Genomic DNA, 24,867 nt, shown 5'->3' on the forward strand with positions numbered 1-24,867 from the left:
TATGACAAAAACCAAAATTCAATTAATTCGGCTGATGGGCATGCTCGCCATCGCTGCGGGCACGACTACCAGCAGCCAAGCAGTTGCACTGGCGGATGCCCCGCTCTTCTCGACGATGAATGTCCCTGGCAACCTGGCCTTGGCGTTGTCTGTCGAGTACCCCACAGCGATCAGTGTTGCCAATTTGGGTGACTATGTGCATGCCAACACCTATTTGGGTTACTTCGATCCGGAGAAGTGCTACGACTACACGTTTGTTAAAACCGACCCCGATTCAAGCTATTTTCAACCTGCAGGCAAAGCCAATAGCCATACCTGCTCCAGCAAATGGAGTGGCAACTTCATGAACTGGGTGAGCATGCAGACGATTGACCCGTTTCGCTGGGCACTCACAGGGGGCTACCGAGCTACCGACACCTCCTCCCTGACCATTCTGCAGAAGGCCTGGGGTTCGTCACAAGGGTCGGCCGCAGGAAATTACCCCTACCGCGGAACGGACCTTGCAACTGGCAATAAATTAAGTACATCCGACGTCACCAAAGTAACCCCCGTTGGAGGCACCAGATTCAACACCCGCATTTGGGCAAAAGGCATTGATATGGTTTTCTCCACTGCCAGTGGAACCAATTATCAAAGCAGTTCGCCAAGCAATTTAAAACATTATGGTGACGGCACGACCAGCAGCAGCGCCACTTATTACGTAAAAATCCGTGTCAAGGTCTGCGACAACACGACAGCCAGTGGCGGCCTGGAAAGCAACTGTGTCAGATACGGCAGCAGCTACAAGCCAGAAGGGCTGATGCAAAAATACTCGGACAAAATCCGCTACAGCGCCTTTGGCTATCTGAACCAAGGTGGCGGGAGTCGCCAAGGTGGCGTTCTACGCGCAAAGATGGGCTTCATTGGCCCTACCAAACCGGTGGCAATGTCTACGACGCCAGAAAACAATACCACGAAGGAGTGGAACGGATCTACCGGCATCATGGAGGCCAACCCAGACTCGGCATTGGCAACGGCTAGTGGCGTCAGCAATAGCGGCGTCATGAACTACCTGAACCAGTTCGGCAATTACTCCAAGGGCTATATGTCCTATGACAACGTCAGTGAAATGTACTACGCAGCTGTACGTTATTACCAGAACAAAGGCAATGTGCCGGAATGGACCAGCGGCGCCACACTTTCGCAAAAGGACAACTTCCCCGCAGACACCAACTGGACGGATCCTATTATCTACTCTTGCCAAAAGAACTTTATTCTTGGCATTGGCGACAGCAACACCCATTATGACGTGGCAACCCCGCAAAACAATGGTATCCCAAATTCCATAGCACGTACCGTGCCCGCCCTCGTTGCAGCAGATAGCTTCAACAAATCCTGGGATTGGACTGGTCTGGTCGAAGATGCTGAGGGCGGCGATGTGAAGACTCGCAATAGACGTTGGGGCTCCAGCCCAGGTTCAGAATTCATCGCGGGTCTGGCTTATGGCAACCACGTTAACGATATCAGAACCGACACCTCAATGCCCGGCAAACAAACCATCGAAACCTATTGGATGGATGTGATGGAGGGCCAGTACGCTCAGGATAGAAACCCCTATTGGCTGGCCGCTAAATACGGCGGATTCAAGGTGCCGGAGGGGTTTGACACAACTGCTACACCTAACTTGACAGAGTCAAGCTGGTCCTCTGGTGAGTCCATTACCATGTATCCAAGTGGCAACTTCAGTAGCTCCTACAAGAGGACGCGTTTGCGGCCAAAAAATTACTTCCTGGCAGGTAATGCAGGCCAAATGGTGCAGGGCTTGACCGATGCATTCAACAGCATTGCAGCTTCGGTGAATGCCTACACCACGGCAGTCACACCCACGTCTAATGTGATTTCGGCCTCAGGCACCACCTCATACTCTGCCAGCTATGGCAGCGAGTACTGGACGGGTACCGTGAAGGCGGCTACCTTGGCCTTCACCAGTTCTGGTTCATCCCTGACCGACCTCTGGTCGACTGACACCAGCCTGCAGACGCAATTTGCCGGAACGGGTTGGAACACCGGACGCGTCGTGATCACCTGGGACAAGAACCATGTCACCAGTCCGCGCGGCGTTCCCTTTAGAACCGCGAGCTTGTCCAGCACGCTCAAGTCAGCCTTGGATACCAGCTATGTCACGGGCGATGACTCCGGCAACTACCTGAATTACCTGCGTGGCGACAAGAGCAACGAAGTGGGCACCTCAGGCGGAACGAATGCCTACCGCATGCGGATGAGTCCGCTGGGGGATATTGTCAACTCCAAGATCGTGCTGTCCACGGCACCCAAGATGCCGTATACCGAGGCCTATAACGTCGGATACGCCGCATACAAGACTGCACAGGCTTCCCGCACACCGTTGGTGCTGTTCGGCGCTAATGATGGCATGCTCCACGCGCTGAACGGGAGCACGACCGGCGCCAACGCAGGCAAAGAAGTGTTTGCCTATATTCCCGGACAGACTTTCTACGGTCCTGATGGCACGACGTCCACACAAGCAAACAGCGATGGCCTGGCGGCCATTGGCAACCCTGCCTATGCGCATCGCTACTATGTCGATGCCACGCCCCAAGTATTTGACCTGGACTTCAAGGGCACCGACGGCTCAACCTTGTCCGATAACACCTGGAAAACGATTGTGGTCGGAGGCCTAGGCAAGGGTGGAAAAGGCTTTTACGCCATCGATATCACCAGCCCATCGGACATGAGCACCGAGACGGGCGCTGCCGGCAAAGTACTGTGGGAGATCAGCAATACCACCACAGGTTTCTCCCATCTGGGTTACAGCTATGGCGCGCCCATCATGGTCAAGACTGCCAAATACGGCTGGACGCTCATCCTGACCTCGGGCTACAACAACGATGACAACCAGGGCTATCTGTTCCTCGTCAACCCTGCCACTGGCGCATTGCTGGAAACCATCAGCACGGGCGTGGCCGCACCTGGCTTGGCTCAAGCCTCTGCCTTTATCAATGACTACACCAATGGCCGAGCAGATGCGGTCTATGTGGGTGATTTGAATGGCAAGCTCTGGCGTTTTGACCTGAGCAAGACCACTGGGGCATATGACACTCCTATCGTCCTGTTCCAAACAGAATCGCCAGATACCGGCGCCCAGCCCATTACGGTGGCGCCTATTCCTGAAATTCATCCCAATACACGCGCTCGCACCATCTTGTTTGGTACCGGAAAATTGCTGGATGGCCAGGACATTGCCCTGAGCCAACGCCAGAGCTTCTATGCGGTTCTGGATGGCGACAACACCGCATTTGCGCCTGCGCCCACCAGTGCTTTGACACGCGCCGAACTGACGCAGGTAGCGTCGCTGACTACCGCAGTGACACTCCCTTCCGACTCTCGCGGTTGGTACTATGACTTGGGTCTGACCAACAATATTGCGTGGCGTATTGTCGTGACCCCCACCGCTGCGGATGGTGTGGCGCTGTTTACCGCTACGCTGACAAGCGGCGATGCCTGCAGTCCGGCGGGACAGGGCCGAGCCTACGCCGTAGACTATGCACGTGGTTTCTCGGTGTTGAAGAACCCCGATAACTCCGGCGGCATTGTGGAATTTGTAGCGCTGAACAGCTCACCCACGGACAACGTGCTGTTCAAGGTGGATGGCGTGTTGCGCGGCTTGATCGGGGATGCAACCGGCCAGACCACCGAGCTGAAGCTCAATACACCGGGTGCGCTGGGCGTGCGCTTGATCAACTGGCGCGAAATCAAGGCAGTCAACTAGCCGCTTGGCACGGACTGTGCCGTAAATACCAGAAAGGCTCCAGCAATCCATTGCCGGAGCCTTTTTTATCGCCCAGCCTCAGGGCAAAACCATCACCCCAACGCCCCCCGCATCTGCTCAATCACCCCCTTGTAATCAGGCTTGCCAAAAATCGCGCTGCCCGCCACAAAGGTGTCGGCACCCGCATCCGCCACGCGGCGGATATTGGTTTCCTTGATGCCGCCGTCGACTTCCAGGCGGATGTCCTTGCCGCTGGCGTTGATGCGCTTGCGCGTTGCTTCGATCTTGCGCAGGGTCGAGTCGATGAAGCTCTGGCCGCCAAAGCCGGGGTTGACGCTCATCAGCAAGACCAGGTCGATGTCCTCGATCACCCAGTCCAGCACGTCCAGTGGCATCGCCGGGTTGAACACCAGACCAGCCTTGCAGCCCTGCGCCTTGATGGCCTGGATGCTTCGGTGCACATGGGCCGAAGCATCGGGGTGGAAGCTGATATAGTCGGCGCCTGCCTGGGCAAAGGCGGCGGCCAGCTCGTCCACCGGCTGCACCATCAGGTGCACATCGATAGGTGCCGGCGTACCGTCAGGCTTGATCGCATGGGGCTTCAAGGCCGCGCAAATCATCGGCCCGAAGGTCAGATTGGGCACGTAATGGTTGTCCATCACGTCAAAATGTATCCAGTCCGCGCCAGCGGCCAGTACGTTGCGCACTTCCTCGCCCAGGCGGGCAAAGTCTGCAGACAGGATTGAGGGGGCAATTCGGTAGGTGGAGCTCATCCCTCTATTGTCGCAGTTAGTATTTCTACCTGACTTCAATCCAGTTTCACATGCCAAAGTTCCAGTTTGAGGTGTCGGTGACACCACAGTACCTGCCTGAGCAGTCCCTGCCCGAGGCCGGCGTATTCCACTTTGTCTATAGCATCATCATTCGTAACAGTGGTGAGGTTCCCGCGCAGCTGATCGCGCGGCACTGGATCATCAAGGACGCCACCGGCTTGGTCCAGGAGGTCAAAGGCCTGGGGGTGGTGGGCCACCAACCGCTGCTCGCGCCCGGCGAATCCTTTGAGTACCAGAGCCAGTGCCGCCTGGCCACCCCGCAGGGCAGCATGGAAGGCAGCTACCTGTGCATCAGCGATGAGGCCCAGACCTTTGACTGCCCGATCCCGCGCTTCACGCTCGACGCGACGCAGTACCCCGCCCAAGACGATGACCTGGCGCAAGGACGAGTGCTGCATTGATGTTCCGCAAGAAGAAACCAGATCCGCTGGCGCAGCTGCTCGCAGCGCTCGACCCTGATGCACCGCTGGCCGAGCGCAACCTCTGGATCATCGAGATCGCCGCCTGGATTCGCGGCCAGCAAAACTCGGTCGACGCGGCCGTGGCCCGCGTGAGCCAGCTGCTGGACGCCATCGATGGCGATGCCGCGCTGCGGGACAAAGTGCAGCGCTGGTGGGCCGTGCAACTGCAGACGGTGGATCTCACAGCGCTGCTGGCCGATTTTGGCTTTGCACCCCGCACCGCCTTCTTCAATGAGCTGGCCGAGCGTCTGCGCTGGAAGCTGCTGCCCTCCACGCCCGAGACGATCGACGCCACCGTGCTGTTCTCGATGGTCCTGCACACGCCTTTCGATGCCCAGTGGCTCAAGGCCATGGACAAGCCCTTGCTCGAGCGCATCGCCCAGCTGCTGTCGCCCGGCTTTGTGTCGCTGGAGGTGATGGTCGTCCCCACGCAGATCGCGCAAAGCGATGTCGATGCCGGCAGCATTGCCGGGCTGGAGCACTACGGCAACCGCCTCTCGCCCTGGCAGCACCTGGTGCTCAATGCCCTCACCTATTGCGCCGGCCAGATTCTGGCGGCCGGCTTTGCGCCGGAGCTGCGCCTGCGCATGAGCGGCAGCGCCAAGAACACCCAGCCCTTCTACAGCCTGATCAGCGGCGTCGAAGAGCTGCGCCGTGCGATGCTGCACCCCAGCCCCAAGGCCGCCGATGTGCTGGAGGCCGAAGAGAATGTACGCCGCAGCCTGGACGAATGCCGCACCGCCGTGGCCTCGATCTACGAACACTTTGAAGACAATGGCGTCTCGGTCGGCGTCGTGTTCCGGCTGCGCCAGCTGCGCATGCGCATCTTGCGCGTGCGCGAGCTGCTCGACTGCCTGCTGTCGGCCAACCCCAAGGTCATCACCGCCAAGCTGCTGGCCCACCTGGTGGCCGTGGGCCTGGAGCGCCAGAGCATCCGCGCGCTGATCTCGTCCAACTCGTCGCTGCTGGCCTCCAAGGTGGCCGAGCGCAGCGCCGAGACCGGTGAGCACTACATCACCCGCGACAAGCGCGAGTACGCGCAGATGGCGCGCAAGGCCGCGGGCGGCGGCCTGGTGATGGCCTTCACCACCTTGATCAAGTTCGCGCTGCATGCGGTGGCCATCTCCGCGTTCTGGGGCGGCTTCATCGCCGGCTTCAACTACGCGATCAGCTTTGTGCTGATCCAGCTGCTGCACTTCACCGTCGCCACCAAGCAGCCTGCGATGACGGCACCGGCGATGGCCGCCAAGCTCAAGGAGTCAGGCGATACCGAGGCCGGCATTGCGTCCTTTGTCGACGAGGTCAGCTACCTGGTGCGCTCCCAGGTGGCTGCCGTGCTGGGCAATGTGTTCACCGTCTTCCCGATGGTGCTGCTGCTCACCTGGGGCTGGGCGCGTGCCACCGGCTCGCCCTTTATCGACCAGCACGAGGCCGAGCAGACGCTGAAGTCATTGACCCTGCTGGGCCCCTCGGTGTTCTATGCCGCGTTTACCGGCGTGCTGCTGTTCTCCTCCAGCATCATCGCCGGCTGGACCGAGAACTGGTTCGTGCTGCACCACATGGATTCGGCCATCCGCTACAACCCGCGCATCACCGGCTTTTTGGGCAAGGCGCGCGCTGCGCGCTGGGCGGGCTTCATGCGCCGCCATATCTCCGGCTTTGCGTCCAACATCTCGCTGGGCTTCATGCTGGGGCTGATTCCGGTGGTGGCACAGTTCTTTGGCCTGCCCATCGATATCCGCCACGTGACCCTCGCTGCCGGCCAGATCGCCGCAGCCGCGACCAGTATGGGCTTTGAGGTGCTGCACTTCCACGGCTTCTGGCTCTGCGTGGCGGCCCTGCCCTTGCTGGGCGGCTTCAACATTCTGGTGAGCTTCTACCTGGCGTTCCGCCTGGCCCTGCGCGCGCAAAACGTCAGCAATGTCGAGCGCTCGCACATCTACAAGGCGCTGCTCAAGCGGGTGCTGACCCGGCCGCTGAGCTTTTTGCTGCCGCTGCGTTTGAGCCGCAACGCCAGCCCGGGAGGGCGCTGAGATGGCACAGGGCGAGTTCGAACTGATTGCGCAGTACTTCCAACGGCCGGTGCAGCGGGCCGTGCTTGGCGTCGGTGACGACTGCGCCTTGCTCGCGCCCCGGCCCGGCATGCAGCTGGCCATCTCCAGCGATATGCTGGTGCAGGGCCGCCACTTCTTTGCCGATGTGGACCCGCGCACGCTGGGCCACAAGGCGCTGGCCGTCAACCTCAGCGACCTGGCTGCCACGGGCGCCCAGCCGCTGGCCTTTACGCTGGCGCTGGCCCTGCCCGCTGTCGATGGGCCTTGGCTGCAAGCCTTCTCGGAAGGCATGTTTGCCTTGGCCGATGCCCATGGTTGCGAGCTGGTGGGTGGTGACACCACCCAGGGCCCGCTGAACATCTGCATCACCGTGTTTGGCGAGGTGCCGGCCGGCCAGGCGCTGCTGCGCAGCGGCGCCCAGCCCGGCGACGACATCTACGTCAGCGGCCAGTTGGGCGATGCCCGCCTGGCGCTGGAGGCCTTGCTCGGCCAGGTGCAGCTGCCCGCCGCTGCGCTGGCCGCAGCCCGCCAGCGGCTCGAAAGCCCCAGCCCCCGCGTGGCCCTGGGCACCGCGCTGCGCGGCATTGCCAGCAGCGCGCTGGACTTGAGCGATGGCCTGGTGGGCGACCTGGGCCATATCCTGCAAGCCAGCGGCGTGGGTGCCGAGCTGCAGGCGGACCGGGTGCTGGCGTGCATGGCAGCGACCGCAGGCGCACCGGGCGCTGCACTCAACCTGCCCATCGACCTGCAACTGCAATGCTGCCTGGCGGGCGGCGATGACTACGAGCTGTGCTTTACGGCCGCCGCAGACCGGCGTGATGCCGTGCAGCAGGCCAGCCTGGCCGCGCAAACCCCCGTGCAGTGCGTTGGCCGCATCACCGCCGCAGCAGGCCTGCGTGTGCACGATGCGCAAGGCCAGCCACTAGCGCAGCACTGGGCCTCGTTTGACCATTTCAAGGCCTGACGGGTCTGGTGGCCCGGCGCTGGCTGGTGCTGCACAGCCCCTTGCCGCAGGCTTATGATGGCGGGCATGAGCGACTCGCCCTTTTCCCCTTCCGCGCCCGGCGCAGCAGGCCCCGTTGCGGCGCCCCGCCGCGCCAACTGGTCCTTCATGCTGCGCAATCCCCTGCACTGGATGGCGCTGGGCTTTGGCTCGGGCCTGAGCCCGGTGGCACCGGGAACGGTGGGCACCTTGTGGGCCTGGGTGGCCTACCTGGTGCTGCAGCTGTGGCTGACGCCAGCGGCGATTGGCTGGGTGATTGGCGCATCGCTGGTGCTCGGCTGGTGGGCCTGCACGGCCACCGCACGCCACCTCGGCGTGGCTGATCCGGGCGCCATTGTCTGGGATGAGATCATCGCCTTCTGGCTCATCTTGTGGCTGGTCATGCCCACGGGCTTCTGGGGCCAGTTGACCGCTTTTGTGCTGTTCCGCTTTTTCGACGCCGTCAAACCCCAGCCGGTGCGCTGGGCGGATCGTTGCTTCAAAGGCTTTGGCTGGGGCGGCGGTTGGGGCATCATCTGGGACGATCTGGTCGCCGCTTTCTGCACCTTGCTTGTCATCGCCATCGGGAGACATCTGCTATGAACGCCACCGCTGCCTTGCTGACCAAAGATGGGCTGCCCATCCCGGAAACCGTGGCCCAGCTGGCCCAGCACCTGAGCCACCGGGGCTGGATGATGGCCACGGCCGAGAGCTGCACCGGCGGCCTGATTGCCGGCGCCTGCACCGAGCGGCCCGGCTCCAGCCAGTGGCTCGATTGCGGCTTTGTCACCTACTCCAACCGCGCCAAATCCGCGATGCTCGATGTGCCCGCTGCGCTGATCGCCGCCCATGGCGCTGTCAGCGAGCCGGTCGCCCGCGCGATGGCCCAGGGCGCCATTGCGCAGTCCCAGGCCCAGGTCAGCGTGGCGGTGACCGGCGTGGCCGGGCCCGATGGCGGCAGCGCCAGCAAGCCCGTTGGCACCGTCTGGTTTGGCTGGCAGGTGGCCGGGCAGCTGCACAGTGAAGTGCAGCGCTTTGACGGCGACCGCCACGCAGTGCGCCAAGCCACCGTGCAGCATGCGCTGCGCCGCCTGCTGGCGCTGGTGCAGGCTGCCCCGGCGCAGTAAGCGCTGTCCCACACCCAAACTTAGCCTTGGCCGATGCGGCAAGCGCTTGCGCTGCGCCACACTTCAACCATGGCAATCCGGTTTGCAGCACTCTTCCGACTGACAGCCGATGCGACCAAGAGGAGAACCCTAATGAAACGACTTGCAATCACCACCGCTTCCATCGTGCTGGCGCTGAGCGGCCTGACCGCTTGCTCCAGCAACCCCACCAATGCCCAGATCGGTACCGGCGTGGGCGCCGTGGCCGGTGGTGTGCTGGGTGATGCCGTGTTCGGCTCGACCCTGGGCACCATTGGTGGTGCAGCAGCCGGTGCCTATTTTGGCAACCAGGTCGGCGACAACATGGATGGCAACCGCCGCCGTCGCTAAGCGCTGAACACCAAGGGGGGTGTCCCACCCCCTGCATCCTGCCCTCTTAACGGCTGGCTGCCATCAGTAGCACCAGTACCAAGAGTATCGCCAGTGCGGTGAACAGAATTTTTACCCAGCTATAGGGTTGCTCACCGGCCAACTGGCCGGTGTAGCCATTGGCAAGAATCTGGTAGCTCTTGCTGCCATAGGTATAGCCCACCAGCCATACGGGCACCAGCACATGCTTGAAGCTGCGGCCCTGGTACTGGCGCTGCACCTGCAGGTTGCGGTAAGTGTCGCCCGGAATCTGGCGCGCACACAGCGCCTGCACCTGCTGGTCCATATCCCCTTTGTTGATCGTGGCGGCCCGGTTCAGGTCGACCTGGTAGCGCTCGACGGTCCAGCCGCGCACAAACTCGGGCGAATAGGGTTTCAGATCCGTCCGGGTCGGGAAAGGCTCCACCTTCTGCAGCAGCCCCTGGTGCACCCCAACCGTGCCAGCAACCAGTTCATCGTCAAAGAAATGCTGCAGGCTGCCCGAGGCCGGCTCCCAGCGCACATGGCGTACCTGGCGCGTGCTGATATTGCCATTGGCATCGCGGTACTGCTCGGTGGTGTAGTAGTAAAAGCCGGCGTCCGCCCGCCACTGGGCCTGCACATGGGCGTCAAAGGTCCAGTACGGCAGGTAGATGCCTTTGAGGGTATCGGTCAGCGCCGCGTTCTTGAACTTGTTGGGCGCAAACCAGCGGCTGCCATACCATTTGCGGATCAGGTCGCGCACCTGGCCGTCGCTCACCTTGAACGGCAGCAGGCTTTGGGGCGTGATCGCGTCGTTGCGTTCTTCATGTGCCTGGATCGCGGGTGAGCCGCAGAAATCGCAGCGCGACGCCACCCGCCCATCGACAAACACCGAAATCGCGCGGCAGTTCTGGCACTGGTACTCGCGCCGTGCCTCGCCCCAGCCGCGTCCGCTGGCGGGGTTGGCCAGCGCGGCGGCCAGGTCCTGCTCGACGATCTCACCCCCCAGCTGTTGCTGCTGCTCCTCGGTCCAGGGCACCACCGTGCCGCAGTAGGGGCACTTGAGCGACTGCGCCTTGGCATTCCATTCCAGATTGCCACCGCATTCGGGGCAGACATGCTTGGCCACCATCGAGGTCGGTGGCGGCGCAAAGGGGTCAGTGGCGGGAGTGGGTGAATTCACGGTCAAACTCAGCGTTGGCGCACAGCAGGTCTGCGCCACAGGCTCTCAAAACGGGGCCACACCAACGCGCATGCACCGGCCAAGGCAGCGGTGCATGTGCAATCAGCGCAAATTTATCCGCGCAGGAATTCGTTCAGCGATTCCTGCGAGATGCGCCAGGCGCTGCCAATCTTGCGGCCCTTGAGCGCGCCCGACTCCAGCTCGGTCACGACATCCTGCACCGTCACGCCCAGCGCCTGCGCGGCCTGCTCGGGGGTCAGCACCTGCAGGCCTGCGCCGGCGGCCGCAGCAGCAGCGGGTGCCGCTTGCGCCGCCTGTGCGGCAGCGGGCGAGAAGGGGTCGCTGGCAGCGCCACCGGACGGCTGCTGCATGCCCTTCATCATCTCCTGCGCCATGCCAAAGCCCATCGCCATCGTCGCGGGGATGGTGGCCGCGGCCGCGCCTTCGCCGCCATTGGCCATGGCCTGGCCCATCTGGTACTTCACATAGTCGTTGAGGTTGCCGATCGCGCTCATCGACGAGCGCTTGTCGATCGCCTGCTCCACCTCGGGCGGCACCGAGACGTTTTCCAGCAGGAAGCTGGTGATCTCCAGGCCGTATTTTTCGCTGACGGCCGGGTTGATCAGCTGCAGCAGCGCATCGCCCATCTCGGTGTAGCGCTGGGCCACATCGAGCACAGGCACCTGGGCCTTGGCCAGCGCTTCGCTGAAGATGCTGACGATGCGCGAGCGCATCGTGTCGGCAAACTCGTCGAGGCGGAAATTCTGGTCCGTACCCGCCACTTCCTTGAGGAACTTGGCCGGCTGCACGATGCGGAAGTCATAGGTGCCGAAGGCGCGCAGGCGCACGACACCAAAGTCCTTGTCGCGCATCATCACCGGGTTGGAGGTGCCCCATTTGTTGCCGGTAAAGAGGCGCGTGTTGATGTAGTAGACATCGCACTTAAAGGGCGAATTGAAGCCATACTTCCAGCCACGCAGGGTCGACAGAATCGGGATGTTCTGCGTCGTCAGCTGGTGGCGGCCGGGGCCGAACAGGTCGGCAAACTGGCCTTCGGAGACAAACTGCACCTGCTGCGATTCGCGCACGATCAGCTGGGCGCCGTTCTTGATTTCCTTGTCCTCATCGGGCCAGCGGTACGACAAGGTATCGCGCGAGTCATCGGTCCACTCGATGATCTCGATCAGTTGCTTGGTGATGATGTTCATGAGGTTCATCGGTGATCCTTGGCCAAAAGAGGATGAAAACCAAGCCATTCTAGAGCCACTGCCCGTCCATGGCGATGACCCTGAGCGGCCTGACGGCAAAACAGCCGCAAAAGCGGCTGTTCTCAGAGCGGATGGTGAACGCCTGCTATCAGGCGCCGCAACATTTCTTGAACTTCTTGCCGCTGCCGCAAGAGCAGGGGTCGTTGCGGCCGGGCACCTCGCCCTTGACGATGGTGGCCTGGCGCGGGCCCATGCTCTTCCAGATCTGGCGCAGGTCATACACCGCCCAGATCGCCTCGCCAAAGGTCTCCACGCGCTCCTGGCTGGTGCTGGCCGGGCCGTTTTCGTCGTACATGCAGACCGTGGGGGTGCCGGTGTCGTCCTCGGTCAGGGCCACCACCGATTCGAGCGCATCGTTCAGCCAGCGGGCGGCTTCCTTGTCGCGCGGTGCGGTCCACTCGTCGGCCCAGTTTTCCACGACGAACATGAAGCCCAGCGCCCAGACCTGGCCGAACGAGGGGATCTCCTGGCCGTCCAGCTCCTGGCGCTCTTCCTCGGGCAGGCTGGCAATGGCGCCGCGCATGTCCATGGCATCGGGCTGGAAGGTGTCGTCGTCTTCGAGGCTCTTGACATCGGCGTCGAGCTGGGCAGTCACCTCGTTCCAGCGGATCTGCCAGAGCTCCAGAAAACGGTCCTGCTGGGCCCGGTCCTGGAAGGCCGGCAGCTGCGGCAGCTTGCCGTCCGCATCGCGCTCCAGCAGCTCGCCATCGCCCACCAGCATCGGCAGAAACTCTTCGACCGGCACCGCGCGGCGCGTGCAGACCAGTGCGGTGAGCGCGCCGTCGGCAAATTCCCACTGCGGAATCTCTTCGGCGCGCGTGCGCATGTCTTCCAGGATCTGGTCGATCTCGGTCAACTGGTCGTCATTCAATCCATCGGGGATCTGGGGCTGGGTCATCGGAGCTCTCTCAATAGGGGGCCGCACAGCACAAACCCCTGCACGCTTGCAATGCCACCAGCGCCCCCTATGATGGGTCTGGTTTTGTAACAACATTGCAATGGCAGACGGCCGCTGCGCCAGGCAGGGCCTGCAGTGTAGCGCCAGCCAGGCGCCTGTGCTGCAGCCCGGGATTTGCGCGCGCTTTTGGGCGGTCTGACCTGCACCCCACGCCCCATGAACCAGCTCAACAAGATTTTCCCCGTCCGCTACACCGTGATGGCGCTGTGCATGCTCTTGCTGGTCGTCGGCATCATCGCGCTGGTGCTGCAGGCCAGCGCCTGGTGGTGGCTGGCCGTGCTGGCCGGCGCCGCGCTCACGCTGCTGGGCCTGCGCGACCGGCGCCAGACGCGCCACGCCATCCTGCGCAACTACCCGGTCATCGGCCATATGCGCTTTTTTCTGGAGTTCATCCGCCCGGAAATGCGCCAGTACTTCATCGAAAGCGACACCGAGGCCCTGCCCTTCTCGCGTGCCCAGCGCTCGCTGGTCTACCAGCGCGCCAAGGGTGACCCGGACAACCGCCCTTTTGGCACTTTGATGGATGTGGGCGCACGCGGCTATGAATGGGTCAACCACTCGATGGCGCCCACGCGGCTGGACGGCCATAACTTCCGCGTCTGGATCGGCGGCTCGCCCGATGCGCCGTCGCAGTCGGTGGCGCCCTGCACCCAGCCCTACCATGCCAGCGTCTTCAACATCTCGGCAATGAGCTTTGGCGCGCTGTCGGCCAATGCCATCCTGGCGCTGAACAAGGGCGCGCAGATTGGCGGCTTTGCCCATGACACCGGCGAAGGCTCGATCAGCCAGCACCACCGCGTGCACGGCGGCGACCTGATCTGGGAGGTGGCCTCGGGCTATTTCGGCTGCCGCAATGACGACGGCAGCTTCAGCGAAGAGCGCTACGTCGCCAACGCCACCCAGCCCCAGGTCAAGATGATCGAGCTCAAGCTCAGCCAGGGCGCCAAGCCCGGCCATGGCGGTGTGCTGCCCGGCGCCAAGGTCACCCCCGAGATCGCGGCGGCGCGCGGCATTCCGGTGGGCATCGACTGCATCTCGCCGGCCCGGCACAGCGCCTTCTCCACGCCCGAGGAGATGATGCATTTCATCGCCCGGCTGCGCACGCTCTCGGGCGGCAAGCCCACCGGCTTCAAGTTCTGCCTGGGCCACCCCTGGGAATGGTTTGCCATCGTCAAGGCCATGCTCAAGACCGGCATCACGCCGGACTTCATCGTCGTCGACGGTGCCGAAGGCGGCACTGGCGCAGCGCCGGTCGAGTTCACCGACCATGTCGGCGTGCCGCTGCAAGAAGGCCTGCTCTTGGTGCACAACACCTTGATCGGCGTGAATCTGCGCGATCGCATCAAACTGGGCGCCGCCGGCAAGGTCATCACCGCCTTTGACATCACCCGCATGATGGCGCTGGGCGCCGACTGGTGCAATGCCGGCCGGGGCTTCATGATGGCGCTGGGCTGCATCCAGGCGCAGACCTGCCACACCGGCAACTGCCCCACCGGCGTCACCACGCAAGATGGCGTGCGCCAGCAGGCCCTGGTCGTGCCCGACAAGGCCACGCGTGTGGCCCAGTTCCACAAAAGCACCTTGCATGCGCTGCAGGAGCTGGTGCAGGCCGCCGGCCTCCAGCACCCTTGCGAGCTCAATGCCCACCATATCGTGCGCCGCATCAGCGACACCGAGGTGCGCCTGCTGTCCAACCTGCTGCTGCAGGTGCGGCCCGGCGCGCTGCTGGACGACCTGGCGCACCAGCACGACGTCTTTCGCACCTACTGGCCGCTGGCCAGCGCCGAGAGTTTCCAGCCGCAGGCGCAACCCCATGTCAAACCCTCGGCACCGGCCGACCACCAGGACATGGTGCCCCAGGCGGCCGAGGCCTCTTGAGCGGGCAGCGATAATGCAAGGTTTTCACTGTTGCTGGAGTGGCCGCTGCGGCGTGCGCCCCGCTTGCGCATGACCGATACCGCTTCCCCCTTACAGCCCCCTGCCCACGCTGGCGCCCCGCCCGGCACCTTGCCCGCCGAGCGCCCGGACTATGCCGCGTTTTTGCAGCAGCATCTGGCCAGCCAGGCCTTCAATGTGGTGCGCTATGAGCTGCCGGGCGAATCGGTCTGGCTCAAAAAAGCCGGCCCGGCGATAGCGGCCTGGCGCTACCGGACCTTGGGCCTGCTCTCGCGCCTGCTGGATGTGCCGGTGCTGCAGCCCGTGGTCAACCCCGGCGGGCAAGCCGCCATTGCGACCGAGGTGCGGCGCCTGCGCGACCTGCATGCACGCGGCCTGCGCGTGCCGCTCGTGCTGGCCGATGCGCCCGAGGGCTTTCTGATGCGCCACCTGGGCCTGCCCGGCGGCGATACGCCGTCGCTCAGCGACGAGATCGAGGCCGCCGCACGCCAAGCCCCCGCCAGCACCTTGGCGCTGTGGCAGCAAGGCCTTGCCGCGCTGCAGCGCGTGCATGCCAGCGGCACCTGCCTGAGCCAGGCCTTTGCCCGCAACATGGTGCGCTGCCCCGATGGCGTCATTGGCTATATCGACTTTGAGGACGACCCGCTGGCGACCTTGCCGCCTGCGCTGTGCATCGTCAAGGATGCGCTGTGCTATGCGCATTCCACCGCGCTGTTCCTGGACAATGCCGGCACCCTGGAGGCCGCGCGTGCCGATTGGCATGCCTGGCTGGCACAGACCGATCCTGCGGTGCGCGCCGCGCTGGAGCGCACCGTGCAGCAGATGCGCTGGGTCGGCAAGCTGCCCAACCAGCGCAAGCTGGGGCGCGATACCTTGCGCTTGCGGGCGATGTATGGCCTGCTGCGCCCGCTGCCCTGAGAATCTGCTTTAAGGCATTTCACCGACAAAAAAATGGCCTGCATCTGCAGGCCATTCCTTTTGGAGCGGGGTGTTGATCAGCCCTTGGCGGTATCCACCACGGGCACCTGCACGGGCGCATTCTCCAGCACCGGCTCGTTGTTCAGCACCGCGTTGAGCTTGGTGTAGTCCAGCGCGTTTTCCCAGCGCGAGACCACGACGGTGGCAACGGCATTGCCGATAAAGTTGGTCAGCGAGCGGCATTCGGACATGAAACGGTCCACACCCAGGATCAGCGCCATGCCGGCCACGGGCACTTCCGGCACCACGGCCAGGGTGGCAGCCAGCGTGATGAAGCCCGCGCCGGTCACGCCCGCAGCGCCCTTGGAGCTCAGCATCGCCACCAGCAGCAGCGCAATCTGGTGTCCCAGGGTCAGGTGGGTGTCGGTCGCCTGAGCGATGAACAGCGCCGCCAGGGTCATGTAGATGTTGGTGCCATCGAGGTTGAACGAGTATCCGGTAGGCACCACCAGGCCCACCACCGACTTGCTGCAACCGGCCTTTTCCATCTTGTGCATCAGCGATGGCAGGGCCGATTCGGACGACGAGGTACCCAGCACCAGCAGCAGCTCATCCTTGAGGTAGCGGATCAGCTTGAGCACCGAGAAACCGCAGGCACGGGCCACGGCACCCAGAATCACCAGCACAAAAAGCAGCGAGGTGATGTAGAAGGTCGCGACCAGCTCGGCCAGGTTCAACAGCGAGCCGAGACCGAACTTGCCGATCGTGAACGCCATCGCACCAAAGGCGCCGATGGGGGCGAGCTTCATCACGATGTTGACCAGCTTGAAGACGGGCTTGGTCAGCGATTCGAGCAGGTTGAGCACGGGCTTGCCGCTGTCACCAACCATCGCCAGCGATACGCCAAACAGCACCGCCACCAGCAGCACTTGCAAAATGTTGTCGCCGACAAAGGGGCTGATCAGGGTCTTGGGGATGATGTCCATGACAAAGCCGGTCAGGGTCATGTCATGCGACTTGGCCACGTAGGAGCTGACTTCCTTCTGGTCCAGATCGGCCACATTGATGTGCATGCCGGCGCCCGGCTGCATCACATTGGCCACGATCAGGCCCACGATCAGCGCCAGGGTCGAGAAGGTCAGGAAGTACACCATGGCCTTGCCGAACACACGGCCCACGGTGCTCAGGTGCGTCATGTTCGCAATGCCGGTCACGATGGTCAGGAAAATCACCGGCGCGATGATCATCTTGATCAGCTTGATGAAGGCATCGCCAAAGGGCTTCATCGCCGCACCATATTGGGGCTCGAAATGCCCCAACAAGACACCGATGGTGATGCCGATAATCACCTGGAAGTACAAAGTCCGGTAAAAAGGCGGTGCCTGTACAGGCGCCTGGCTGGCGGTGGTATCGATCTGCATGGTGGGGCTCCAAAGATTCTCGGCACCAACTCGGTGCGCTGAGGCGCGTTTGTATCCCAGCCCTTACAGATTGCCCATTAGACATTAGTATTAGGCGCTGCCTTCCCAGAGCTACGGAAAACCCAAACCCAGGGAAACTACCTAGGGATTCTCTGCAGAACTCCCTGCCTTGGCCTGACCGCGGGCTCGGGCGATCCGCTGCGTTGTCTTCCTTGTCAATAGCTCGCTATTGACTGCGAAAGACGCCTTGCGGCTCATCCCGATCCGCGTCCATTCCAATGGGCGAGGGCTCTGCAGAGAACCCCGCCTCAGTTACATGCCACTTATGATTCCCCGCCGCTCCCTGCGATCCCTGTGGACCTTCTGCGCCGTGCTGCTGAGCACGGCCGCTGCTGCCGCGGGCGCCTGGCACTGGATGCTGCAGCACAGCCTGGCCGAGGAAAACCTGCAGGCCCACCGCCAGCTCGTCCTGTATGCGCAGGCGCTCAGCCAGCGCCTGGACCGCTACCGGGTGCTGCCCGATGTGCTGGCGCTCGATGCCGAGCTGCGCGAGGCGCTCACCCACCCGCAAAGCCCCGAGCAGGTGGTACGCCTCAACCGCAAGCTGGAGCAGGCCAACGGCGCCAGCCTGGCCTCCACCCTCACCTTGATCGATGCTCAGGGCGTGGCCCTGGCCGCCAGCAACTGGCGCACGCCGTCCAGCAATGTGGGCGAGGACTACAGCTTTCGCCCCTATGTGCAACTGGCGCTGGCGCAGGACAAGGGCAGCTTCTACGGCATCGGTGTGACCACCGGCGAGGCCGGTTACTTCCTCTCGCGCGCCATCAGCAGCGATGCCGGTGGCCAGCACCGGGTGCTGGGCCTGATCGCGATCAAGATCGTGCTGCTGGAGCTCGAGCGCGAATGGATCCAGAACCCCGACATCGTGCTGGCCAGCGATACCAACGGCGTCGTTTTTCTGGCCAGCAACGAGGACTGGCGCTACCGCAAGCTCAAACCCATCGATGCCCTTGCGCAGCAGGAGATGGACCGCACCCAGCAGTACCGCAGCCAGCCGCTCAAGCCCATGCGCTATGCGCAGGAGCAGCCGCTGGACGAAGGCGGCGCGCTCGTGCAGTGGCAGGACCCGGCTGTGGGCCGCAAACTCTGGCAAACGGTGACCTTGCCCGAAACCAGCTGGCAGCTGCATATCCTGCACGATGTGGACAACAGCCTGGCCTCTGCCTGGTGGGCCGCAGGGGCGGCGGGCGGCAGTTGGCTGGCGCTGTCGCTGCTGCTGCTCTATGCGCGCCAGCGCCAGCGCTTATCGGCCTTGCGCCAGCGCAGCCGCGAAGAGCTCGAAGCGCTGCTCAAGCAACACGCCCAAGAGCTGCGCAGCGCGCAAGATGGCATCGTGGCCGCTGCCCACCAGGCCGATGCCGGCCACAGCCAGAGCCTGGAACACCTGCCCCAGGGCGTGGTGGTGATCGATGCCGCGCTGAACCTGGTCGCCTGGAACTCGCGCTACATGGAGCTGTTCCGGCTGCCGGCGGGCCTGTTGAAAGTGGGCATGCCGGTCGAGGAGCTGTACCGCTACAACGCGCGCCGGGGCCTGCTGGGCACCGGGCCCATCGACGAGGCCATCGAGCGGCGCATGCAGTTTTTGCGCAGCGGCAAGCCCCATGCGCGCGAGAGCGAAAAGGCCGACGGCACGGTGCTGGAGATCCGGGGCAACCCCCTGCCCGATGGCGGCTTTGTGACCAGCTATGCCGACATCACCAGCTACAAGAACGCCGCGCGCGAGCTGCGCTCGCTGGCCGATGCGCTGGAAAAGCGCATCGCCGACCGCACCGAAGACCTGGCCCAGGCCAAGCGCGAGGCCGAGCAGGCCAACCGCTACAAGTCCAAGTTTGTCGCTGCCGCCGTGCATGACCTGCTGCAGCCGCTGAACGCTGCGCGCGTGTTTGCATCGCTGCTGCGCCAGCATGTGCAGGGCGACAAGGCCTTGCAGCTGGCCAGCGATGTCGAAGGCGCGCTGGCTTCGCAGGACGACATCCTGAACAGCCTGCTCGATATTGCACGCATGGAATCGGGCCAGCTTGAGGTGAACCGCCGCGACTTTGCGCTGCAGCCCATGCTGGCCCAGCTGGGCAGCAGCCTGGGCGTGCTGGCCCAGGGCCATGGCCTGCAGCTGCAGGTCGTTCCCTGCCGCGCGGTGGTGCACAGCGACGAGGCGCTGCTGCGCCGCATCGTGCAGAACTTTCTCTCCAACGCCATCCGCTACACGCGCCAGGGCCGCATTGTGCTGGGCTGCCGCCGCGTCGGCCAGCATTTGCGTATCGAGGTGCATGACCAGGGCCCGGGCATCCCCGAGAGCCTGCACCGCGAGATCTTTGAAGAGTTCCGCCGGCTGGAAACCGGCCGCCAGCATGAGCGGGGCGCCGGCCTGGGCCTGGCCATTGTCGAGCGCCTGGGGCGCCTGATGCAGCACCCGATTGGGCTGCGCTCGGCGCTGGGCCGGGGCTCGGTCTTCTGGGTCGAGGTGCCGCTGAGCGAAACCGCCTTGGCCCCGGAGCCCGCGCGCGAGCCCCCGGAGGCAGCACCTGCGGTCGCCAACGCCGCACCGCTGCAAGGCGCCAGCGCCTGGTGCATTGGCCCGGCCGCCATCCACGGCGCCGCCCCGCTGCTGCAGCGCTGGGGCTGCCAGGTGGTGCCGCAGGCCGATGCCGAGGCTGCCTTGGCACAGGCCCAACGCAGCCAAGACGGGTGGCCTGCCTTGCTGGTGGTGGATGCCGCGTATGCAACGCCAGCAGCAGTCCGTGCCTTGCAGGCCTGCGGGCCCAAGGCGCCGGGCGTCGTCTGGCTCAGCACGGATGCGGACAGCCAAGATGCCGCCAGCCAGCAGGCCATTGCGCTGGGTTGGGGGGTGCTGACGCAGCCCGCGCGGCCGGCGGCGCTGCGTGCGCTGGTCGGCCAGCTGCTGCTACGCCAGCGCTGAGTCGTCCGTGGGCAGGCCGCCATCGGCCTCCAGGTTGCGCACCAGCACGGCAACCTGGGTGCGGCTGTGGCAGCCGAGCTTTTTCAGGATCGCGGTCACATGCACCTTGACCGTGTGCTCGGTCACGCCCATCTCCTGCGCAATCTGCTTGTTGAGCAGGCCATCGGCGAGGTACAGCAGGGTCTTGAACTGGTGCGGTGTCAGCTGCGCCATGCGGGCGGCCAGCTCGGCATCCTCCTGCGACAGCTCGGCGGCCATCGAGGGAAAGACGGTATCGCCCTCCAGCACCGCCTCGATCGCTGCGGTGATCGCGTCGGCGGCGGCGGCCTTGGAGATAAAGCCCGAGGCGCCAAACTGCTGGGCGCGGCGGATGATGCGCGGGTGGTCGTTGGAGGAGATGACCACCACCGGCAACTGCGGGTAGGCGCCGCGCACATGCAGCAGCGCCGAAAAGCCATGCGTGCCCGGCATCGTCAGATCGAGCAGCACCAGCTCAATGCCCGGGTGCGCCGCCAGCGCTGCGCTGAGCGAGCTGGCACTGGAGGCTTCGAGCACCTCGAAGGCGCCAAAACGCCCCCGGATCACCTGCACCACGGCAGCGCGAAACAGGGGGTGGTCATCGGCAACAAGCAAGGCGGGAGGGGACATAGGCGATAGTCTGCCATGGGTTGATTGCGCGGGTACGCCACAGCCCGCCCTAAGTCCCGCCAAAGCGCTGTGTTTTCGCGTCAATCCATCGAGATCTTCGCCGCATCGACAATCGATTTCCAGTGCGCCGCATCGCGGGCGAGCAGTGGCTTGAACTCCGCCGGCGTCGAGCCCACAGGGATCAGGCCCATGTCCAGCAGGCGCTTGCTGATCTCGGGCATCTTGACGATGGCAGCCAGCTCATTGCCCAGCTTGTCCACAATCGGCTGCGGGGTGCTGGCGGGTACAAAGTAGCCAAACCAGCCATTGGCCTCAAAGCCGCTGTAGCCGGCCTCGGCCATCGTCGGCACATCGGGCAGCGCGGGGTGGCGCGGCGCGCCGGTCACCGCCAGGATGCTGACCTTGTCCGATTTGATATGTGGGTAGGCAGCGGCCGCATCGATAAAGGCCGACTCCAGCTGGCCGCCCAGCATGGCCGCCATCTCCGGGCCCGAGCCCTGGTAGGGGATGTGCACCATGTCGATGCCGGCCTTGAGCTTGAGCTGCTCGCCATGCAGGTGCGACGAGGTGGCATTGCCGTAGGAGCCGAAGTTGAGCTTGCCGGGTTGGGCCTTGGCCTTGGCGACAAACTGCTGCAGGCTGGTGATGCCCGAGCTGCGCGGCACAAACACCAGGTCGGCCGACTTGACCGCCTGCGACACGGGGGCCAGGTCGCTCAGCTGGTAGGGCACCTTTTTGTACAGCGCGGGAATCTGCACCAGTGCGGTGATGCCCAGCAGCACCGTGTAGCCATCGCCGGGCGCCTTGGCCACCAGGTCGTTGCCCATCATGCCGCTGGCACCGGGCTTGTTGTCCACAATCACCGGCTGGCCCCAGCGCTGCGACAGCTGGGTGCCCATCAGGCGGGCAATGATGTCGGTGCCGCCCCCTGCCGGGTAGGGCACCACCAGGCGGATGGGCTTGCTGGGGTAGTTGTCGGCGGCCAGGGCGCTGCCGGTGGCAAGCACCAGGGCAGCGCAGGCGGCAGTGGTGAGCACACGGCCCAGGGCCGAGCGGCGGTTTTGCATGGTTTGTCTCCTTGTTGCTGGTTATGCCGCTGGCGCGCTCTGTGGCGTGCTCGGGGCGCTGGTCATGGTCAAAGCGTTCGGGCAATGATTTCCTTCATGATCTCGTCGCTGCCGCCGTAGATGCGGCCAATGCGGGCATCGGTCCAGGCCCGGCCGACCTGGTACTCGGTCATGTAGCCGTAGCCGCCGTGCAGCTGCAAAAATTCGTCAAGCAGCTTGTTTTGCAGCGCCGTCGCATTGAGCTTGACCATGGCCGCGCGGTCCGGTGTCAGCTCGCGCGTCAGGTGCAGGCGCATGCAGTCATCGACAAACACGCGCAGCATCGTCGCCTGGGCCTTGGCTTCGGCCAGCTTGAAGCGGGTGTTCTGGAACTCGAACACCGTCTGGCCAAAGGCCTTGCGCTCACGGGTGTAGTCCACGGTCTTCTGCAAAAAAGCCTCGATCGACATCGCAGCGCGCACCGCCACCACCAGGCGCTCCTGCGCCAGCTCGTGCATCAGGTACTTGAAGCCCATATTCTCTTCGCCCAGCAGGTTGTCCACCGGCACGCGCACGTTGTCAAAGAACAGCTCCGAGGTGTCCTGCGCCATGAGGCCAATCTTCTCGAGCTTGCGGCCCTTGGCAAAGCCCGGGGTGCCGTCTTCCACCACGATCAGCGACACGCCCTTGGCCCCCAGATCGGGCGCCGTCTTGCAGACCACCACGACGATCTCGGCATTGATGCCATTGGTGATAAAGGTCTTGGCGCCATTGATCACATAGTGGTCGCCGTCACGCTTGGCCGTGGTGCGCACCGATTTGAGGTCGCTGCCCGCGCCGGGCTCGGTCATCGCAATCGCGCCGATCATCTCGCCGGCCGCCATCTTGGGCAGCCAGCGGTCCTTTTGCGCGGTATTGCCATAGGCATGGATATAGGGCGCAACGATGTCCGAGTGCAGCGGAAAGCCCAGGCCGCTGGCACCCGTGCGGGCAATCTCTTCGATCAGCACCGCAGCATGGCCAAAGTCGCCACCGCTGCCATAGGGCTCGGGCAGCATGGTGTTCAAGAGGCCCTCGCGGCCGGCCTTGCGCCAGACCTCCTTGGGCACAATGCCATCGCGCTCCCACTGCGCATGGAAGGGCACGATCTCCTTGTCAAAGAAATGGCGGACGGCATCACGGAACTGCACATGGTCTTCGCGGAACACGCTGCGTTGGGTCAGGTCTTGCATGGTGGTCAAAGGGTGAAATGAAGAAAAATGAATGAGGGGCATCAGCCCTGGGCGCCGCTGCTACTGCGCAGGCCAAAACCCGCCTGCGGCGCCTCCTTGAAACGGTCCTTGAGCACGCGGCGCAGCAGCTTTCCCGTCTCCAGCCGGGGCAGGCTGGGCTCGAACACCAGGCGCTGGGGCCGCTTGACCTTGGACAGGCTGCCAGCGGCCTGGTCGACAATCGCGCGTGCCATGGCCTCGTCGGGCGCAAAGCCGGGCTTGAGCACCACGACGGCCAGGGTCTGCTCGCCAAAGTCCTCATCGGGCACGCCGACGACGGCCACCTCTTCCACGGCGGCATGCCGGGCCAGCGCGTTCTCGATCTCCTGCGGGTAGAGGTTGACCCCGCCCGACAAAATCAGATCGGCGCGCCGGTCGCTCAGGAACAGAAAGCCTTCGGCATCGACATGGCCGATGTCGCCATAGGTGGCCCAGCCGCGCACATCGATGGCCTCGCGCGTCTTGCGCTCGTCATTGAGGTACTGGAAAGCGCCACCGCCCGAGAAATACACGCGGCCCACTTCGCCAACACCCAGCTCCTGGCCGTCGTCACCAACAATATGCAGCTGGCCGCTGATGGCCCGGCCGACCGAGCCCGGCCGTTCCCGCCACTGGGCCGAATCGATCAAGGTGGTGCCGCAGCCTTCGGAGCCGGCGTAGTACTCCAGCAAGATATCGCCCCACCAGTCCAGCATGCCCTGCTTGACGGCCACCGGGCAGGGCGCTGCCGCATGGATCGCCACGCGGTGGCTGTCCAGCCGGTAGCGGCGCTTGACCTCATCGGGCAGCTTGAGCAGGCGCCCCAGCATCGTCGGCACCCATTGGCTGTGGCTGACCTGGTAGCGCTCGATCAACGCCAGCGCCTGCTCGGGGTCAAAGCGGCTCATGATGATGGCCGAGCCGCCGACATCCAGGGTGCGCAGGCTGTAGCGCAGGGGCGCTGCATGGTAGAGCGGCGCGGGCGAGAGGTAGACGGCGTCTTCATCAAACCGCATGCTGCGCATCCAGGCGGCGACCTCGGGGTCGCGCTGCTGCCGATAGGCCGCTGCGAGCAAGGGCTTCTTGATGCCCTTGGGCCGGCCGGTGGTGCCGCTGGAATACAGCAGATCGCGGCCCAGTGGGCGCGTGGCCAGGTCGATCTGCGCGCCCTGGGGCACGGCGGCCAGCGCATCGGCCAGGGGCGCCACACCGGGTGTATCGCCATCGACCGAATAGCAGGCCAGCGCCAGGCCCTGCACCGCCTCTTGCGCGGTCGGCCAGGTCTTGCTGGAGACCAGCAGCATCCGGGCGCCGCTGTCCTGGGCGATATAGGCCACCTCGGCAGCGGTCAGGTGCGTGCTGATGACGGCGGCATACAGGCCGGCCAGCCGCGCGGCCAGCACCAGCTGCACGATCTCATAGCGGTTCTCCAGCAGCACCGCGATGGTCTCTTCGGCCTGCAACCCCTGCTGCGCCAGCCACTGCGCCATCCGCTCTGCGCCCTGCGCTATCTCGCCTGCGGTGTAGCGCCGGCCAGTGTCGGCCTGCGTCAAAACCACCCGCTCGGGCTGGGCCTGGGCCCAGCTGAAGAAGTTGTGCATCTCCTCGGTCTCCGTGGTGCACAGGAGAGCGCTGCACGCAATCACCTGTGTTACATCTTTACTCTAATTTTGAATCAGTCGTCTCGAATTTCGAGATTTCACGGACAGT

At 64.0% G+C, this 24,867-nt stretch carries 19 protein-coding genes; 10 read left to right on the top strand and 9 right to left on the bottom strand.

The window, feature by feature from the left end:
- The first annotated feature begins 1 nt into the window (after position 1).
- Positions 2 to 3,766 carry a pilus assembly protein gene (locus tag WH367_RS17660; protein ID WP_339537064.1) on the top strand — a complete coding sequence of 1,255 codons (3,765 nt, stop codon included), beginning with the start codon at positions 2 to 4 and terminating at the stop codon, positions 3,764 to 3,766.
- A 92-nt stretch (positions 3,767 to 3,858) separates the two neighbouring features.
- On the opposite strand, the gene rpe is transcribed toward WH367_RS17660, so the two are convergent.
- The gene (rpe, locus tag WH367_RS17665) at positions 3,859 to 4,539 is read right to left on the bottom strand and encodes a ribulose-phosphate 3-epimerase (RefSeq protein WP_339537065.1); all 681 of its coding nucleotides are present in this window, start codon (positions 4,537 to 4,539) and stop codon (positions 3,859 to 3,861) included.
- 50 nt (positions 4,540 to 4,589) lie between these two features.
- On the opposite strand from rpe, the gene apaG reads away from it, so the two are divergent.
- The 6 genes from apaG (at position 4,590) to WH367_RS17695 (ending at position 9,592) form a co-directional block, all read left to right on the top strand.
- Complete coding sequence (apaG, locus tag WH367_RS17670) at positions 4,590 to 5,000, top strand: Co2+/Mg2+ efflux protein ApaG (RefSeq protein WP_021025695.1); 411 nt, start codon at positions 4,590 to 4,592, stop codon at positions 4,998 to 5,000.
- On the top strand, positions 5,000 to 7,093 hold the full coding sequence (locus WH367_RS17675; RefSeq protein ID WP_339537066.1) for a site-specific recombinase: 2,094 nt from the start codon (positions 5,000 to 5,002) through the stop codon (positions 7,091 to 7,093). Before apaG ends, WH367_RS17675 begins: the two co-directional genes overlap by 1 nt.
- Before the next feature lies 1 nt (position 7,094).
- Positions 7,095 to 8,078, top strand: a complete 984-nt coding sequence (gene thiL, locus WH367_RS17680) for a thiamine-phosphate kinase (RefSeq protein ID WP_339537067.1) — start codon at positions 7,095 to 7,097, stop codon at positions 8,076 to 8,078.
- A 57-nt stretch (positions 8,079 to 8,135) separates the two neighbouring features.
- Positions 8,136 to 8,699, top strand: a complete 564-nt coding sequence (locus tag WH367_RS17685; RefSeq protein WP_445228128.1) for a phosphatidylglycerophosphatase A family protein — start codon at positions 8,136 to 8,138, stop codon at positions 8,697 to 8,699.
- Positions 8,696 to 9,223: a CinA family protein gene (locus WH367_RS17690; protein ID WP_312986221.1), complete on the top strand. Its 528-nt coding sequence runs from the start codon at positions 8,696 to 8,698 to the stop codon at positions 9,221 to 9,223. Before WH367_RS17685 ends, WH367_RS17690 begins: the two co-directional genes overlap by 4 nt.
- Before the next feature lie 132 nt (positions 9,224 to 9,355).
- The gene (locus tag WH367_RS17695) at positions 9,356 to 9,592 is read left to right on the top strand and encodes a glycine zipper domain-containing protein (RefSeq protein WP_027010612.1); all 237 of its coding nucleotides are present in this window, start codon (positions 9,356 to 9,358) and stop codon (positions 9,590 to 9,592) included.
- A 46-nt stretch (positions 9,593 to 9,638) separates the two neighbouring features.
- On the opposite strand, the gene WH367_RS17700 is transcribed toward WH367_RS17695, so the two are convergent.
- From WH367_RS17700 to WH367_RS17710, 3 genes are all read right to left on the bottom strand, one after another.
- Positions 9,639 to 10,724: a TFIIB-type zinc ribbon-containing protein gene (locus WH367_RS17700; protein WP_339537116.1), complete on the bottom strand. Its 1,086-nt coding sequence runs from the start codon at positions 10,722 to 10,724 to the stop codon at positions 9,639 to 9,641.
- Between the two features lie 164 nt (positions 10,725 to 10,888).
- Positions 10,889 to 11,992 (bottom strand): SPFH and helix-turn-helix domain-containing protein, encoded by a 1,104-nt coding sequence (locus WH367_RS17705; protein WP_339537068.1) that lies wholly within the window; start codon positions 11,990 to 11,992, stop codon positions 10,889 to 10,891.
- A gap of 139 nt (positions 11,993 to 12,131) precedes the next feature.
- A complete protein-coding gene (locus tag WH367_RS17710; RefSeq protein WP_339521127.1) occupies positions 12,132 to 12,941 on the bottom strand; it encodes a UPF0149 family protein in 810 nt (269 codons plus the stop codon).
- 216 nt (positions 12,942 to 13,157) lie between these two features.
- Between WH367_RS17710 and WH367_RS17715 the strand changes: the two genes are divergently transcribed.
- Positions 13,158 to 14,879, top strand: a complete 1,722-nt coding sequence (locus WH367_RS17715) for an FMN-binding glutamate synthase family protein (protein WP_339537069.1) — start codon at positions 13,158 to 13,160, stop codon at positions 14,877 to 14,879.
- 69 nt (positions 14,880 to 14,948) lie between these two features.
- The gene (locus WH367_RS17720; RefSeq protein WP_339537070.1) at positions 14,949 to 15,815 is read left to right on the top strand and encodes a hypothetical protein; all 867 of its coding nucleotides are present in this window, start codon (positions 14,949 to 14,951) and stop codon (positions 15,813 to 15,815) included.
- A gap of 77 nt (positions 15,816 to 15,892) precedes the next feature.
- Here the strand turns inward: WH367_RS17720 and WH367_RS17725 are convergent, their stop codons facing one another.
- A complete protein-coding gene (locus WH367_RS17725; protein ID WP_021025447.1) occupies positions 15,893 to 17,236 on the bottom strand; it encodes a dicarboxylate/amino acid:cation symporter in 1,344 nt (447 codons plus the stop codon).
- Positions 17,237 to 17,552: 316 nt separating this feature from the next.
- Between WH367_RS17725 and WH367_RS17730 the strand changes: the two genes are divergently transcribed.
- Positions 17,553 to 20,213, top strand: a complete 2,661-nt coding sequence (locus WH367_RS17730; RefSeq protein ID WP_339537071.1) for a PAS-domain containing protein — start codon at positions 17,553 to 17,555, stop codon at positions 20,211 to 20,213.
- On the opposite strand, the gene WH367_RS17735 is transcribed toward WH367_RS17730, so the two are convergent.
- From WH367_RS17735 to WH367_RS17750, 4 genes are all read right to left on the bottom strand, one after another.
- Positions 20,199 to 20,861: a response regulator gene (locus WH367_RS17735; RefSeq protein ID WP_260718283.1), complete on the bottom strand. Its 663-nt coding sequence runs from the start codon at positions 20,859 to 20,861 to the stop codon at positions 20,199 to 20,201. The genes WH367_RS17730 and WH367_RS17735 overlap by 15 nt on opposite strands.
- An 80-nt stretch (positions 20,862 to 20,941) precedes the next feature.
- The gene (locus WH367_RS17740) at positions 20,942 to 21,928 is read right to left on the bottom strand and encodes a Bug family tripartite tricarboxylate transporter substrate binding protein (protein ID WP_339521123.1); all 987 of its coding nucleotides are present in this window, start codon (positions 21,926 to 21,928) and stop codon (positions 20,942 to 20,944) included.
- A gap of 68 nt (positions 21,929 to 21,996) precedes the next feature.
- Positions 21,997 to 23,139, bottom strand: a complete 1,143-nt coding sequence (locus WH367_RS17745) for an acyl-CoA dehydrogenase family protein (RefSeq protein WP_339537072.1) — start codon at positions 23,137 to 23,139, stop codon at positions 21,997 to 21,999.
- 41 nt (positions 23,140 to 23,180) lie between these two features.
- The gene (locus tag WH367_RS17750; protein WP_339537073.1) at positions 23,181 to 24,758 is read right to left on the bottom strand and encodes an AMP-binding protein; all 1,578 of its coding nucleotides are present in this window, start codon (positions 24,756 to 24,758) and stop codon (positions 23,181 to 23,183) included.
- Between the last annotated feature and the right edge of the window lie 109 nt (positions 24,759 to 24,867).

Origin of the sequence: Comamonas sp. MYb21, assembly GCF_037479395.1 — a bacterium.
Classification (GTDB): Bacteria; Pseudomonadota; Gammaproteobacteria; order Burkholderiales; family Burkholderiaceae_C; genus Comamonas.

Bases quoted from the DNA above. Each gene is read 5' to 3' on its own strand.
- WH367_RS17660 (WP_339537064.1), top strand. From the start codon at position 2: ATGACAAAAACCAAAATTCAATTAATTCGGCTGATGGGCATGCTCGCC.
- rpe (WP_339537065.1), bottom strand. From the start codon at position 4,539: ATGAGCTCCACCTACCGAATTGCCCCCTCAATCCTGTCTGCAGACTTT.
- apaG (WP_021025695.1), top strand. From the start codon at position 4,590: ATGCCAAAGTTCCAGTTTGAGGTGTCGGTGACACCACAGTACCTGCCT.
- WH367_RS17675 (WP_339537066.1), top strand. From the start codon at position 5,000: ATGTTCCGCAAGAAGAAACCAGATCCGCTGGCGCAGCTGCTCGCAGCG.
- thiL (WP_339537067.1), top strand. From the start codon at position 7,095: ATGGCACAGGGCGAGTTCGAACTGATTGCGCAGTACTTCCAACGGCCG.
- WH367_RS17685 (WP_445228128.1), top strand. From the start codon at position 8,136: ATGGCGGGCATGAGCGACTCGCCCTTTTCCCCTTCCGCGCCCGGCGCA.
- WH367_RS17690 (WP_312986221.1), top strand. From the start codon at position 8,696: ATGAACGCCACCGCTGCCTTGCTGACCAAAGATGGGCTGCCCATCCCG.
- WH367_RS17695 (WP_027010612.1), top strand. From the start codon at position 9,356: ATGAAACGACTTGCAATCACCACCGCTTCCATCGTGCTGGCGCTGAGC.
- WH367_RS17700 (WP_339537116.1), bottom strand. From the start codon at position 10,724: ATGGTGGCCAAGCATGTCTGCCCCGAATGCGGTGGCAATCTGGAATGG.
- WH367_RS17705 (WP_339537068.1), bottom strand. From the start codon at position 11,992: ATGAACCTCATGAACATCATCACCAAGCAACTGATCGAGATCATCGAG.
- WH367_RS17710 (WP_339521127.1), bottom strand. From the start codon at position 12,941: ATGACCCAGCCCCAGATCCCCGATGGATTGAATGACGACCAGTTGACC.
- WH367_RS17715 (WP_339537069.1), top strand. From the start codon at position 13,158: ATGAACCAGCTCAACAAGATTTTCCCCGTCCGCTACACCGTGATGGCG.
- WH367_RS17720 (WP_339537070.1), top strand. From the start codon at position 14,949: ATGACCGATACCGCTTCCCCCTTACAGCCCCCTGCCCACGCTGGCGCC.
- WH367_RS17725 (WP_021025447.1), bottom strand. From the start codon at position 17,236: ATGCAGATCGATACCACCGCCAGCCAGGCGCCTGTACAGGCACCGCCT.
- WH367_RS17730 (WP_339537071.1), top strand. From the start codon at position 17,553: ATGCCACTTATGATTCCCCGCCGCTCCCTGCGATCCCTGTGGACCTTC.
- WH367_RS17735 (WP_260718283.1), bottom strand. From the start codon at position 20,861: ATGTCCCCTCCCGCCTTGCTTGTTGCCGATGACCACCCCCTGTTTCGC.
- WH367_RS17740 (WP_339521123.1), bottom strand. From the start codon at position 21,928: ATGCAAAACCGCCGCTCGGCCCTGGGCCGTGTGCTCACCACTGCCGCC.
- WH367_RS17745 (WP_339537072.1), bottom strand. From the start codon at position 23,139: ATGCAAGACCTGACCCAACGCAGCGTGTTCCGCGAAGACCATGTGCAG.
- WH367_RS17750 (WP_339537073.1), bottom strand. From the start codon at position 24,758: ATGCACAACTTCTTCAGCTGGGCCCAGGCCCAGCCCGAGCGGGTGGTT.